This is a genomic window from Arthrobacter sp. zg-Y895 (genome assembly GCF_020731025.1).
In the GTDB taxonomy this organism is placed as follows: Bacteria; Actinomycetota; Actinomycetes; order Actinomycetales; family Micrococcaceae; genus Arthrobacter_B.
Genome location: NZ_JAJFZY010000004.1, coordinates 127991 through 142171, shown reverse-complemented (window position 1 = coordinate 142171; position 14181 = coordinate 127991). Strand labels below are relative to the sequence as shown.

The window sequence follows — 14181 nt, the reverse complement described above, 5'->3', positions numbered from 1 at the left end:
GCAACCTGCCAACTAGCGCTGCGACTCAGGTGCCCGGCAGCGGCGGCGCCGTGGATTGATAGGTGTATCCGGTCGGCGTGGTGATTTCGACCGCGTGCCGGCCGGGACTTCCAACACTCCTTGCCTGCCAGCCGGGTGCTTCCTTGGCTTGGTTGCAGGCTTCGCACAGGCCCTGCAGGTTTTCGGCCTTTGTACTCCCGCCGATGCGGTGCGGACGGATATGGTCGCGGTGCCGGATTGGGGCGTTGCACCACGGTGTCCGGCAGGTTTGGTCCCTCACGGAGATGAACCTCGCCAATAATCCAGGGACAAACCGCGCCTTGGAGTCCAGGCCAATGAGTTCACCTGAGGTCGGGGCCGTGTAGAGGCGCCGGAGCCAGAGGTCCGGCGACGCAGATGCTCGGCGACGGCTGGTCGGTTCTTCGTGTCCGGCTTTGTGTGACCGGTCCTTTCCGGTCTTTTCACCGCCGGGGCTGACGCTGTCGGCGGTATCCTCTCCGCCGCTGCAGCTTCCGGCATGGGCCTCACCGCCCTTGCGGCTTCCGCCCAATCCGCGACCAGCAATGCCGCTCGCGGCCAGACCACCACCAGCCTTGCCGTTCGCCGCTTTCCGCACCGCGTCGCGTGCCCACATGGCCGGCACCACGCCGTATCCGCTGAGGTAGGCCGGTTCGTTCGAACCCGCCAGCAGCGTACGGTCGGTCATAACAAGCTGGACCTCCAGCGGCACCCGGTCAGCGTGGGTAAGACCGGTGATTCTTTCAACCAGCGTGTCAGCCATGATCTGGCCCCGGCCGCGTTCATCGCCACGTGCCCGGAGGGAATCTGCTTCGCGGCTGAGGGCGGCAAAGACCGCGACCCCCTGGGCCACCGGCAATAGGCCTGTCAGGTAGGTCATGGTGTCCGGGGCAGGCCGGCAGGAAACATAGCGGTCCGACTGGGCCTTGGCTGCACGCCGGACCAGCGCCTCTTGGTCGATCCGGTACGTTAGTTTCCGAATCCTGCCAATCAGACGCCCGTCTCCGAGCCCCTCGAGTCCGGCAACGTCTCCGGCTACCTCACGGTCCACCAAGCGACGGTCGGATACCGACAGGCATGCCGTCTCACGGACCAGAAGCGTGGCCCGCCATTCGTTGAGTCTGCCCTCGGACAGCGCCCGGAGTGTGCATGGCATTTCAAGTGCAAGCGCTTTGGAAAAGCCAAGAATCCGCCCGCCGCGTGCCGGCGATTCGCGCCGGGCGAGGGCAATTTGAGCAGCAATGCCTCTCCCCTGCTGCTCTTCGGGAATGCCGGAGCGTGCATGTGCTGCACGGACGGAGGCATCGAAGGCGGCGGCGACACGAACCTGGGCTGCTGCAGCAGCGGCCTTGAGTTCTTCCAGGACGCGCAGCCGGCTTATGAGACCCGCGTCTGTATCGGAGGCGATCTCTTCCAGAGCGCGCCCGGAAGACAGCTCGGCGATCCACGCGGCGACCGGCGAGGATGGCGGTTCGTTGCCGCAATGCGCCTCCGCGACGGTTGCCGGACCAGGGCGCTCACGGCTGGACAGCGCCGGCTCGGCCGCCGGACCAGGGCGCTCACGGCTGGACAGCGCCGGCTCGGCTGCCGGACCGTTGTTGCCACTGCGGTGCCCAGCGGCTGTACCGAAGCGGAGCTCAGCGCCCTCAACGGATGCTGGATAGTCCCGATTTGATTCGAACATGTGTTCGATGCTATGGACTCAAAACCAAGCCTGCAATAGGAGTTTTCGTCCTTGTGGAAAACTACCCACACCTCTGGGTACCCCGGCTCTGACTTGGGAAAACAGTTGAAAGAGAGGGTCCGGATGCCGCGGCCTGCCAGTCCCGGGTGCTCGTTGGAGGCGTGCCTTCGTTGGCCCGGAGGCGAGGCTGGATCCGCTGCAGTCTGGCGGCTGGGCGTCCCGACGTCGGTCCACCCCAGGTCCGCCGGTCGCCTCCGCCAGCCAGCCCCAGGTCCAGGTCCGGCACGCGTGCTACCGTTCAGGCGCGCACCCAGACCGAACCCATCCTGCTCCCCAAGTGAAAAACCACCGACTGAAACGAGCCGCATGACTCCATCGGAGCCCGGGAACTACTACGCCGTCCCTGAACTTGCTGCCGCCTATGACGCCGATACGGAAGCCCGCCAGGACCTGCCGTTCTATTTGGCACTGGCTGCCGAGCTGGGAGCCCGCCGCGTTGCGGACATCGGATCAGGAACAGGCCTGCTGTGCAGCCTGCTGGCAGGGCAGGGATATGAGGTCACGGGAGTCGAACCTGAAGAAACCATGCTTTCGCTCGCAGCCACCCAGCCGCATGCCGACGCCGTCACCTGGATCCGGGGAACCGCGGACCACCTGCCGGCAGCCTGGGCCGATTTGGTGCTGATGACCGGGCATGTAGCGCAGTACTTCCTTGATGACGCCTCATGGGTGCAGGTCCTCACCCATGCCGGACGGGCGCTGAGGCCCGGAGGCCGGCTGGCGTTTGAAGTGCGCAACCCCGCCGTCGAAGCCTGGCGCCAATGGGAGGGCACGCACAGCACCAACCGGGGAACAGTCACCCAGACCGTCCGGCGGCAAAAGGACCTGGTCACGCACACCGATACCTGGACCGACGATTCCGGAACGCGGACGACAATCGAGACCCTCCGCTTCCCTTCCTGGGACACGGTTACCGCGGGTTTGGAAGCGGCAGGACTTACGGTCGGTCAGTGCTGGGGTCACTGGGATCGAAGCCCGGTGCGGCAGGATTCACCGGAGTGGATCTTTCTCACCGAAGCGGTCTGACCCGCCCGTACGCGGCCCGCCACCCCCGCACACCCCACGCTTACCCTCCCCCGCCGTCCTGCGTCATCAGCCATTCATGCGCCCCGGCGTCGGCCGCCCCCAGAGATTCGACCACCGGAACAGTCCGTGCGCGCACCGCTTCCCGCTGGGCCGGCGGCGCGCACTCCCCCTGCGGCAGGTCCCCCGCAACGGAACACCACCGGTACGGATCCCGGACAATCACCGACGGCGCCCAGGCGAGGTCGCTGACCGTCCAGGCCCCGGCGTCGTCGCGGGCGAACTGCGCCCGGACTATCAGGCCCTCGTTATTGACGTCGTACGAAGGCGAAAGCTCCGTCACGGCATTGCCGAGCCCGTAGACAATCCACGTGCCGTTGTAATTCTCGATAGGCAGTACCGAATGCGTGTGGTGGCCGTAAATGAAGTCGAACTCGCCGCTGTCCGCCAGCGCATGGGCGGTTTCCACCTGCTGCGCATTGGGCACCGACGCGTATTCCTCACCTGCGTGGATGGCAGCGACGACGACGTCGGCCCCTTCCGCACGGGCCGTTCGGGCCTTGTCGATCATCGCGGGGGCGTCGATCAGATCCACCTGCCACGGATACTCGGCAACCAACCCGTTCAACCCGTAAGTGGCTTCGATGACGGCCAGGTCGCCCGCCGGAGCGGACAGGAGCATGGGCGCGCCGGCGCCGGTCTCGGCGGCGTACGATCCGGTGTGCGCCAACCCCAGGGAATCCAGTACGCCTAGCGTGCGGTTCAAGCCGGCCGTACCGGCGTCGATGGTGTGGTTGCTGGCGGTGGTGCAGCCGGAATAGCCGACGGCGGCCGCTGCCGTGAGGATCTGCGGCGGCACGTTGAACATGGGATAACCCGTATACGGCCCGTCCGGTTCGGCCACCGGAGTCTCCATGTGGCACACGGCCAGGTCCGATCCGGAAATGTAGGTCCGTTGCCCGGCCAGCAGCGGCTCGAAGTCCAGCGGTCCCTTACCCGAGGCACCCGCATCCGCCGAGGCCTGCTCCCACAGCTGCGGATGGACCAGCAGGTCCCCGGCAAGCATCAGGGAAAAGCAGTTCTCCGTGGGACAGGCCGGACCCTTGCCGGGGTTGCCGGGCTCGGCGGACGGTAACGACGGCGGCGCCGACCGGGCAGGCGACGCTGGGGAGGATGACGCTGCCGGGGATGACGACGCCGACGACGGCCCGCCGGCGCCCTCGCCGCCCTCCGGCCCGTCTCCACCGGCCGCCATGCAGCCGCCAAGCAACAGGGCCAGCACCACCGCGAGCCCCGGCACGCGGAACAGCCCCGCAGGACGAATACCCGGATTGCGTTTCATGAACTTCCCCACGCATCTCCCCAGGCCCGCAGGCTGCGGCAGCGGGGAATCGGACCGATCCTACTGCAGTGCCAGGTTGGAGCGGGATGCCCCGCTGTGCCAGTCTTGGGCTTTATGGACAACCCTTTCCTTTACCCGAGTAGCCTGCCGTACCAGCTGCCCCCGTTCGAGCAGATCAACGAAGACGTTTTCCTGCCCGCCTTTGACTCCGGAATTTCCGGGCATGCCGCCGAGATTGAGCGCATTGCCGCGAACCCGCAGGCTCCGGACTTCGAAAACACGATCGAGGCCCTGGAATTATCGGGCCAGGAGCTGGGCCGCACCGCCGTCGTCTTCTTCACCCTCTGTGCCGCGCACGCCACCGACGGCGTGCAGCGGATCCAGCAGCAGATCGGCCCGCGGCTCGCCGCGCATGAGGACACGATTTACCTCAACCGGCAGCTCTTTGCCCGCGTCGAAGCCGTCGCTGCGAACCTTGCCGGCCTGGATGATGAGCAGGCACGCCTCGTGTCCGAGTACCGCCGCCGCTTCATCCGCGCCGGTGCGCAGCTCGATGACGCCGGGCAGGCCCGCATGCGGGAGCTGAACGCCCGGCTTTCGGAACTGGGCACCGACTTTTCCCAGCGCCTGCTGAAGGACACCAACGATTCGGCCCTGGTGGTGGACGACGCCGCCGAACTGGACGGCCTGTCCGACGACGACATAGCCGCAGCGGCGACCGCAGCGGCGGAAGCGGGACACGACGGCAAGTACCTCCTGTCCCTCGTGCTGCCCACCCCGCAGCCGGCCCTGGCGTCGCTGACCAACCGTGAGAGCCGCCGTCGGCTGCATGATGCCGCCCGTAACCGCGGTTTCCGGAACAATGACGGGAACACGCTTGCCCTCGCCGCCGAAATGGCCGCGCTGCGGGCGGAAAAGGCCGCACTGCTCGGTTTCGCGAACCATGCCGAGTACGGCACGGATGACCAGACCGCACCGTCCCTGGCCGCGATCCACGCCATGCTGGACAAGCTCGCCCCTGCAGCCGTCCGCAACGCCAAGGCGGAAGCCGAAGAGCTGCGCGAAGCGGCCCGGCGGGACGGACACGAACTGGCCGCCTGGGACTGGGCGTACTACTCCGAGCAGGTCCGTCGGGAGAAGTTCGACGTCGACTCCTCCGCCCTGCGGCCGTACTTCGAACTGGAGCGCGTCCTCACGGACGGCGTCTTCTATGCTGCCAACCGGCTCTACGGACTGACCTTCACCGAACGGGCGGACCTCGCGGGCTATCACCCGGACGTCCGGGTCTGGGAGGTCAAGGACGACGACGGCACCGGGCTGGGCCTGTTCCTGGGCGACTATTACACCCGGGACACCAAGAACGGCGGCGCCTGGATGAACTCACTGGTCCACCAGTCCCGGCTGCTGGATGCCCCGCCCGTGGTCATCAACAACCTGAACATTTCCAAGCCCGCTGCCGGTGAACCGACGCTGCTGACCTTCGGCGAGGTGGTCACGGCATTCCACGAATTCGGCCATGCGCTGCACGGGTTGTTCTCTGATGTCACGTATCCCCAGTTCTCCGGCACCGCCGTACCGCGGGACTTCGTTGAATACCCGTCACAGGTCAACGAAATGTGGATGCTGTGGCCGGAGGTGGTCGGCAACTTCGCGAAGCACTACGTCACCGGGGAGCCGCTGCCGCAGGAGGAAATCGACAAGGTGAATGCGGCGGCCGTCTGGGGCGAGGGGTTCTCCACCACCGAGTACCTGGGGGCCGCCCTGCTGGATCTGGCCTGGCACGAACTCGCACCGGGCGAAACGGTGCAGGATCCGGAAGCATTCGAGGCCGCTGCCCTGGCGGCGGCCGGCGTCGACCTGGACCTGGTTCCGCCGCGTTACCGCACCGGCTACTTCAAACACATCTTTGCCGGCGGCTACGCGGCCTCGTACTACGCGTACATCTGGAGCGAAGTGCTCGACGCCGACACAGTCGAGTGGTTCCGGGAGAACGGCGGCCTGACACGGGAGAACGGGGACCGTTTCCGGACGGAGCTGCTGTCCCGCGGCAACAGCATCGACCCGCTGCAGGCGTTCCGGAACTTCCGCGGACGCGATGCGCAGATCCAGCCGCTGTTGGACCGGCGCGGCCTGGCCTAAGCCCGACGAGGCCGCAGCGGCAACCGCAGCCGATAAACAGAAGGCGGGAACCGGATCACCGGTTCCCGCCTTCTATTGCGCCAACTACGCCTGCCTAGGCAGGGTTGGCCATCCGCGCCTGCTTCCGCACGGTGTGCATCCGCTGGCCGATGGTCACGCAGCTGGCCAGGGTCAGCAGGATCAGGACCACCAGCAGCAGGACCTCGGGGACGCCCAGGCCCACCAGCCCGGTAGCGACCAGCAGGGAGACCAGCCGCTCCGCCCGCTCGGCAATGCCGACGTTGGCGGAGAAGCCCAGCGACTCGGCCTTGGCGCGGATGTAGGACACCAGCATGCCGACCACCAGGCAGAGGATGGCCGCGATGCCGATCGCGTCGTTGCCGCCGCCGGTGAAGAACCAGATGGCGACGCCGGCAAACAGGGCGCCGTCGGCGAAGCGGTCGAGGGTGGAATCCAGGAACCCGCCCCAGCTGCCCTTGCGCTGCTGCTGCCGGGCCATGATCCCGTCCACCACGTCGGAGAAGATGAAAACGGTAATGAAGATGGTGCCCCAGAACAGCTCACCCAGCGGATAAAAGACCAGTCCGCCGACCATCACACCGAGCGTGCCGGCGATGGTGACCATGTCCGGGGTTACGCCGCGGCGGAGCAGCCAGGTGGCCAGCGGGCTGAAAACGGCAGTGAAGAATCCCCGTGCGTATTTGTTGAGCACGTGTCAGTCCTCGCTGTCCGGGCCGGAGCCCTCTTCGGGCCAGGCATCGGCCACTTGCCGGCGCACGTCGCCCAGGGTCTGGGTGATGGCCTTGGTCTGCGCGATGATCGGCAGGAAGTTTCCATCACCGCCCCACCGCGGAACGATGTGCTGGTGCAGGTGGGCGGCAATCCCGGCCCCGCCGGTTTCGCCCTGGTTCATGCCCAGGTTGAAACCGGTGGGGCTGGACACCTTCCGCAGCACGCGCATGGCGGTCTGGGTCAGCGCCGCGATTTCCGCCGTCTCCTCCGGGTCGATGTCCGTGTAGTCCGGCACATGGCGGTACGGGCAGACCAGCAGGTGGCCGGCGTTGTACGGGAAGAGGTTCAGGATCACGAAGGCGTGCCGGCCGCGGTGGACAATCAGCGATTCCTCGTCCGACCGCTCCGGCGCGGCGCAGAACGGGCAGGTCTCCTTCGAGGAGACCTGCTTCTGCCCGCCCTTGATGTAGGCAAGCCGGTGCGGGGTCCAGAGCCGCTGGAATGCGTCGGGGACGCCGGCGAGTTCGAACGTGTCCGTCACCGCGGCGTCGTCAGGTTGTTCTCCCATAGCGTCCCCGCCGCCCTACTTGTCCCGGTTACGGACGGCTTCGACAATCCGTTTGACGGCTTCTTCAACGGGTACGCCGTTGTCCTGGCTGCCGTCCCGGAAGCGGAAGGAGACGGCGCCTGCCTCGGCGTCGTCGCCGCCGGCGATCAGGACAAACGGGATCTTGTCCTTGGACGCGGTGCGGATCTTCTTCGGGAAGCGGTCGGTTCCGGTGTCCACCTGGGCGCGGATGCCGTGCGCCTTGAGCTTGTCGACGACGTCGAACATGTAGTCGTTGAACGCTTCGGCCACGGGGATGCCGACCACCTGAACCGGTGCCAGCCAGGCCGGGAACGCGCCGGCGTAGTGCTCGGTGAGCACGGCCATGAAGCGTTCCACGGAACCGAACAGGGCGCGGTGGATCATGACCGGGCGCTGGCGGGTGCCGTCTGCGGCCTGGTACTCGAGCTCGAAGCGCTCGGGCAGGTTGAAGTCCAGCTGGATGGTGGACATCTGCCAGGTGCGGCCGATGGCGTCACGGGCCTGGACGGAGATCTTCGGGCCGTAGAAGGCTGCTCCGCCCGGATCCGGGACGAGGTCCAGGCCGGAGGCTTCGGCAACCTCGGCGAGGGTGCGGGTGGCTTCCTCCCAGATGTCGTCGGAGCCGACGAACTTCTCCGGGTCCTTGGTGGAGAGCTCCAGGTAGAAGTCGTCCAGGCCGTAATCCTTGAGCAGGTCCAGCACGAACTTCAGCGTGGTGGTCAGCTCATCCTTCATCTGCTCGCGGGTGCAGTAGATGTGGGCGTCGTCCTGGGTCATGCCCCGCACGCGCGTCAGGCCGTGGATGACGCCGGACTTCTCGTAGCGGTACACGGAACCGAATTCGAACAGGCGCAGCGGCAGCTCGCGGTAGGACCGTCCGCGGGAGCGGAAGATCAGGTTGTGCATGGGGCAGTTCATCGGCTTCAGGTAGTAGTCCTGGCCGGGCTTGGTGACCTCGCCGGTCTCCGGATCGGTGACCTCGTCCACGTGCATGGGAGGGAACATCCCGTCGCGGTACCAGTCCAGGTGGCCGGATACCTCGTACAGGTGGCCCTTGGTGATGTGCGGGGTGTAGACGAACTCGTAGCCGGCCTCGGTGTGGCGCTGGCGGGAGTAATCCTCCATGGCCTTGCGGATGATGCCGCCCTTGGGGTGGAACACCGGCAGGCCCGAACCCAGCTCATCCGGGAAGGAGAACAGATCCAGCTCGGTGCCCAGCTTGCGGTGGTCGCGGCGCTCGGCTTCGGCCAGGCGCTCCTGGTAGGCCTTCAGTGCGTCCTTAGTGGGCCAGGCGGTGCCGTAGATGCGCTGCAGCTGCTGGTTCTTCTGGTTGCCGAGCCAGTAGGCGGCGGCGGAGCGGGTCAGGGCGAAGGCGTTGGAGATCAGCTTGGTGTTGGGCAGGTGCGGGCCGCGGCACAGATCGCACCAGACGACGTCGCCGGACTTGCGGTCCACGTTGTCGTAAATGGTGATCTCGCCGGCGCCGACCTCGATGCTGGCACCTTCGCCGGCTTCCTCGGCGCCGTCCTTCTTGCCCAGCAGTTCGAGCTTGTACGGCTCGTTCTTCATGGCTTCACGGGCTTCGTCTTCGCTGACCACGCGGCGGGCAAATTTCTGGTTCGAGTTGATGATCTTCTGCATCATCTTCTCGAGGGTCTTCAGGTCCTCCGGCGTGAACGGCTCGGCAACGTCGAAGTCGAAGTAGAAACCGTCCTTGATGTACGGACCGATGCCCAGTTTGGCGTCCGGACGCAGCTGCTGCACGGCCTGGGCCATGACGTGCGCGGTGGAGTGGCGCAGGACATTCAGTCCGTCTTCGGAGTCAATGGTGACGGACTCCACGATGTCGCCCTGCTCCAGCGGCGTATCCAGGTCCTTGAGGACGGAGTGCACGCGCATCACGACGACGTCGCGGCGTTCGAAGAAGAGCTGAGCACCAGTGGTGCCAGTATCCACCGTGGTCTCTTCGCCGTCGACGATGAGGGTGAACTTCTCTGGCACTGACACGGTTGTCTCCTAGATTTCGTTGTACGGCGTCTGCTGCACGGCCTGGACACGGCCGCACTTCCGCCCGTACCGATGTTATCCGCTGCGCTTGGACCCCACCAACATGCCGCGCTGACGGCCGGGTTTCGGAAGCGAGTCCGGGTCCGCCAGGTTCCATGCTTCGAGTGCCTGGAGGCTGATGCCCCGCGGGCCGGTGCGGCGGGTCAAGCCGCGGACCAGCAGCAGCTCCGTGCCGAAAAGCAGCGGACCGGATTTCTCCTGCGCCTCGTGGAAGAACGTGCAGTCAATGCATCCGGTGCCGTCGTCGAGGCTGATGAACACCACGCGGCGTCCCCCGCGCATGGGAGGAGTCTGAGTGGCCACCCGGATCCCGGCGACCAGCACCTCGGTCCCGTTGCGCAGGTCCATCAATGCTTCCGCGGGAGTGACGCCGAGTCCGCGCAGCAATGGACCGTAGCTTTCCATCAAGTGCGCGCTGACGTCCACGGACAAAAGATCCAGTTCGGTGCGGACCTTTTCCCGCAGCCCGGGTTCGGGCAGGTGATGGTGCAGGTTCGCCAGCTCGGTATCCCCCAGCGGCAGGGCCAGCTGCCCGGGAATCGGATCATGCTTCCGGGACGCGGACTTGGCCGGTGCGGCGTCCAGGTACTGGATCAGGTCCGCACGGCTGCCCTCGGAGCCGGTCTGCTTGCTGAGCGAATCGAACGCTCCGAGCTGCGCCAGCCGGCGCAGCGTGGGCCGGGAGACCTTCGCACGTGCCCTCAGGTCCGCCAGGGAGTCATAGGGCTGCCCGGCGGCGATGCGCATTAGCTCGACGGCGGACAGCCCGTAGATCCCGGCCAGGGACAGCCGGATGCCCAGCCGGCCGTCGTCGAGCCGCTCCACCCGGTAGGTTTCGCCGCTGCGGTTTATGTCCAGGGGCAGGATGGGGATGCCCATCCGCCGCGCCTCGGCGACGAGCAGCCGGCGCGGGTACATGCCGGGATCATGTTCGAAGATGCCGGCGAGGAACGCCGCCGGGTGGTGTGCCTTCAGCCATGCCGACTGGTAGGTGGGTACGGCGAAGGCAGCGCCGTGGGCCTTGCAGAAGCCGAAGCTGCCGAAGGCCTTGAGCGTGTCCCAGACCTTGTCGATGGTTTCCGGCGTGTAGCCGCGGGCGGCGGACTTGCTGCGGAAGTATTCCTCCACGCCCGGCTCGGCGGATTCGTTGCCCAGCAGGCGGCGCAGTTCGTCCGCCTTCGCCAGCCCGCAGCCGGTGAAGACATTCAGCGTCCGCAGCACCTGTTCGTGGAAGACGGTGACGCCGTGGGTTTCGGCCAGCACCGGGCGCAGCGCCTCGTGCGGGTAGACCTCCGGGGAGAAGCCGTGCCGGTGTTCCAAAAACGGCCGGACCATGTCGGATTTCATCGGCCCGGGCCTGAACAGGGAAATGTCGATGATCAGGTCATTGAACTCCCGCGGCGCCAGCTTGCCCACCAGCTCGCGCTGTCCCGGGGATTCGATCTGGAAGCAGCCCAGGGTGTGCGTGCTGCGGATCAGTTCGTAGGTGGGTTCGTCGTCGAACGGAACGGCGTCGAGGTTGATCCGGCCGTCGTGTTCGACGAACTCCGGGTCCGGCTCCTCCGGCCCGTCCCGATGCTTCCCGGCGGCAATGACCTCTTCACGGGAGGAGTGCACCCGCACCACTTCGCGTACGGCAAAGGCCATGGCGCTCTGCATCCGCACACCCAGCACGTCGAGTTTGAGCATGCCCATGGGGTCCATGTCGTGCTTGTCGAACTGGGACATGGGCAGGCCCAGGCCGCTGGGCTGCACGGGGGTGCGGTCCAGCAGGGAGGTGTCCCCCAGGATCACTCCGCAGGGATGCATGGAAATGTGCCGGGGCAGCCGGTCCAGGCGTTCGGTGAGGTCCACCAGCAGGTCCAGCTGCTGGTTCTTTTCCACCTGGCCGGAGAATTCCCGCAGTTCGGGCTTTTCGGCGAGCGCCTCGCGGAAGTTGCGGGCCGAGAAACGCCATAGCTGCTTAGCCACAGCGCCGATCTCCTCCTCGGGCATGCCCAGGGCCAGTCCGGCGTCGCGCACCGCTCCCCGTGCCCGGTAGCCGTTCTGCATGCTCATCAGCGTGACCCGTTCGGAGCCGAAGCGTTCGAAGATGCGGTGATAGACGTTGTGCCGCTCGGCGCTTTCCACGTCTATGTCGATGTCCGGCAGCGTGGAGCGGTCCCGGGAGAGGAAGCGTTCAAAGATCAGGTCGTGGTCCAGCGGGTTCACGTGGCTGACGCCCAGCAGGAAGTTCACCAGCGAGGAGGCCCCCGACCCCCGGGCAGCGGCGCGTACCCCCATCCCGGTGATCATGGCGGAGACTTCCGCAACCGTGAGGAAGTACGATGCGAAGCCCAGCCGCTCGATGATGCCCAGCTCGTGTTCGAGCCGGTTGCGCAGTTCCACCTCGGCAATCGAGTCCCGGGCGCGCAGCCTACGGGTAATCCCCGCCTCGCAGCGCTGGTGCAGTTCGATCATGGGTTCGGCCTCGATGCCGATCACCGAGGCTTCAGGTACCACGGGCTGCTTCCAGCCCATATCCGCCACGGGGTCTATCCGGCAGCTATCCGCGAGCGCCGCAGTGTCGGCCAGCATCCGTACCGCTCCCGAGGAACCGTAGCCCGCCTCGGAGCTGATCTCGCGGGCAAGCGCAGTCATCTCCCGTACCCCCTTGAGCCAGCCCTGCCCGTTGGGCTGTAAGTCCGGAAGGTGGGAGAGCGACGTCAGCGAGCGCGCGGCGTCGAGCACGTCAGCGGTGGCGGCTCCATCCTCGTCCACGTAGCGCACGGCATTGGTGAGGATGCCGGGCACACGCATCTCGTCGGCCAGCCGGAACATGCGTACGGCGTGGGCAAGGCTGAGGTTCTCCCCCGGGGCGGACAGATGGGTAACCACCTCGACGGCGAGCGCCCGGGCAGGGATCAGCGAGCGCCAGCGGCCGAACAGGGTACGGGCGACGGCGTAGCTTCGGCTGCGCATGGCCTGGCCGACGTCGGACTGCGGGCCGACGAGGACGGTGAGGACAGGTTCATCCTCCCCCTCTGTGCAGACGTACCCGGCCAGTTGTTCCATGGTGACGCCTACCGGTTTGCCGGCGCGTGCCCGGGAGGCTGAGGTGGCGGCGTGCGCGGCGGAGATCAGCCTGCACAGGGCACGGTAGCCTGCTCCCCCGGTATGCCCGTGGGCAAGGATGACTACCCGGCCCGTAACCGCGTTCCCGTCATCGAGCACGGCCAAATCCACGCCCACGATGGGATCGATACCGGCTTCCATGCAGGCCCGCAGGTGCTTGACCGTTCCGTAGAGCCCGTCCCGGTCTGTGCAGGCCAGTGCGTCCGCGCCGTCGGCCGCTGCGGACTGGGCCATTTCCTCCGGCCAGGACACCCCGTAGTGGGCGCTGAACGCGGTGGCGGCGTGCAGGTGGGTAAAGCTCATTGCTTAGGCACTGTCCCTCAGCGCGTCATGAATGCGGATCAGGCGCCAGCGGTCGCTGCGGACATGGTGCGAGAGGTCGAGGGTGCGCAGGTCGGAGCGGTCATTGACCCGGGCCTGGACCCGCCAGATCTCGGTATCCACCAGCCCGGCGCCATGTCCGCGTTCGGCGCGGGTTTCTTCCTCCCACCAGTTACGGCGTTCATACCAGCGCACAGGATCAGCCCCCACCTTGTAGGTGTGCCCGCCCCAGATAAGCCGGAGAGGCTGGCCCGCAGGCGAGCACACCACCTCGATCGCTTCGCTGAAGGTACCCATTCAGCTTCCTCTCCGCCCACGGATGCATGCGCACCGCACACGCACCAACCCACTGGTTATCCATTGGTTTTCAGTTGATTATCAGTTCGCAACTAATTCGAACATATGTTCGAACAGCTCCGCCACCAGTGTACGACCAGCAGGGGACAAACGGCACCACACGGAGATGGACGGGTAGGGAGATCCGCTCAGAAGCAGCAGCGCCCAGGTGTGCCGCTGACGGAGCCGACCCCCGCATGGTGCACACTGTTTCCAGACAGCTGGATTCTGCGCAGGATGCCTTGGTCCAGGCAATACTCATCGGATGGGGCCGGTTATGACAGCAGACAGCAACACACCGCCTAATGGACGGCAGCAACCGGAACCATGGAATCCGTTCGGGCAGGAGCCTGAACTGCAGCATCGGAATCCATATGCGCAGGACGTCCTGCCTGCGGATCAGGGAGCGGTTCCTCCAGAAGCGGCCTCCCGGAAAACACGGTTCAGCGCGGCAGCGATAACGGGAATGGTCCTCGTGTCGATCGTCTGGGCGATCGTCGTCCGCCCCCTCATCGCCTTCGCCGCCTGGGACACCTCCGGCTTCTCCATTTTTGGCTTCTTCGCCTTTTCCGGCCTGCTCACCCTGCTCGGAGGAGTAACGGGATTCATCGCGGCGCTTATCCAGGGAAACAGGAGGCTTGCCGCCCGCCTGTACATCATTCCCTCCCTGATCTGGCAGGGAGCGACCCTGGCTGCACTTTTCGCGCTGGTGTTCTCCCTATCCGGTTATGACGGCACCTAACCGCACCTAACCGC

At 66.3% G+C, this 14181-nt stretch carries 10 protein-coding genes; 3 read left to right on the top strand and 7 right to left on the bottom strand.

Features of this window, described 5'->3' with window-relative positions; genetic code table 11:
* Positions 1-25 precede the first annotated feature (25 nt).
* A complete protein-coding gene (locus LJ760_RS07405; RefSeq protein ID WP_227921267.1) occupies positions 26-1702 on the bottom strand; it encodes an HNH endonuclease in 1677 nt (558 codons plus the stop codon).
* 366 nt (positions 1703-2068) lie between these two features.
* Here LJ760_RS07405 and LJ760_RS07400 point away from each other — a divergent pair, with 366 nt between their 5' ends.
* Complete coding sequence (locus LJ760_RS07400) at positions 2069-2788, top strand: class I SAM-dependent methyltransferase (RefSeq protein ID WP_227921264.1); 720 nt, start codon at positions 2069-2071, stop codon at positions 2786-2788.
* A 40-nt stretch (positions 2789-2828) separates the two neighbouring features.
* Here the strand turns inward: LJ760_RS07400 and LJ760_RS07395 are convergent, their stop codons facing one another.
* A complete protein-coding gene (locus tag LJ760_RS07395; protein ID WP_227921262.1) occupies positions 2829-4127 on the bottom strand; it encodes a CapA family protein in 1299 nt (432 codons plus the stop codon).
* Between the two features lie 114 nt (positions 4128-4241).
* Between LJ760_RS07395 and LJ760_RS07390 the strand changes: the two genes are divergently transcribed.
* Entirely contained in the window at positions 4242-6266 is a 2025-nt protein-coding gene (locus LJ760_RS07390; protein WP_227921259.1) for a M3 family metallopeptidase, read from the top strand.
* 94 nt (positions 6267-6360) lie between these two features.
* On the opposite strand, the gene pgsA is transcribed toward LJ760_RS07390, so the two are convergent.
* From pgsA to LJ760_RS07365, 5 genes are all read right to left on the bottom strand, one after another.
* Entirely contained in the window at positions 6361-6978 is a 618-nt protein-coding gene (gene pgsA / locus LJ760_RS07385) for a phosphatidylinositol phosphate synthase (protein ID WP_227921257.1), read from the bottom strand.
* Between the two features lie 3 nt (positions 6979-6981).
* Positions 6982-7566: an HIT family protein gene (locus LJ760_RS07380; protein ID WP_227921255.1), complete on the bottom strand. Its 585-nt coding sequence runs from the start codon at positions 7564-7566 to the stop codon at positions 6982-6984.
* A 15-nt stretch (positions 7567-7581) separates the two neighbouring features.
* Complete coding sequence (gene thrS / locus LJ760_RS07375; protein WP_227921253.1) at positions 7582-9594, bottom strand: threonine--tRNA ligase; 2013 nt, start codon at positions 9592-9594, stop codon at positions 7582-7584.
* A gap of 75 nt (positions 9595-9669) precedes the next feature.
* Positions 9670-13071: a DNA polymerase III subunit alpha gene (locus LJ760_RS07370; protein WP_227921251.1), complete on the bottom strand. Its 3402-nt coding sequence runs from the start codon at positions 13069-13071 to the stop codon at positions 9670-9672.
* A gap of 3 nt (positions 13072-13074) precedes the next feature.
* Positions 13075-13386 carry a DUF6504 family protein gene (locus LJ760_RS07365; protein WP_227921249.1) on the bottom strand — a complete coding sequence of 104 codons (312 nt, stop codon included), beginning with the start codon at positions 13384-13386 and terminating at the stop codon, positions 13075-13077.
* Positions 13387-13900: 514 nt separating this feature from the next.
* On the opposite strand from LJ760_RS07365, the gene LJ760_RS07360 reads away from it, so the two are divergent.
* Positions 13901-14167 carry a hypothetical protein gene (locus LJ760_RS07360; protein WP_227921247.1) on the top strand — a complete coding sequence of 89 codons (267 nt, stop codon included), beginning with the start codon at positions 13901-13903 and terminating at the stop codon, positions 14165-14167.
* Positions 14168-14181 lie beyond the last annotated feature (14 nt).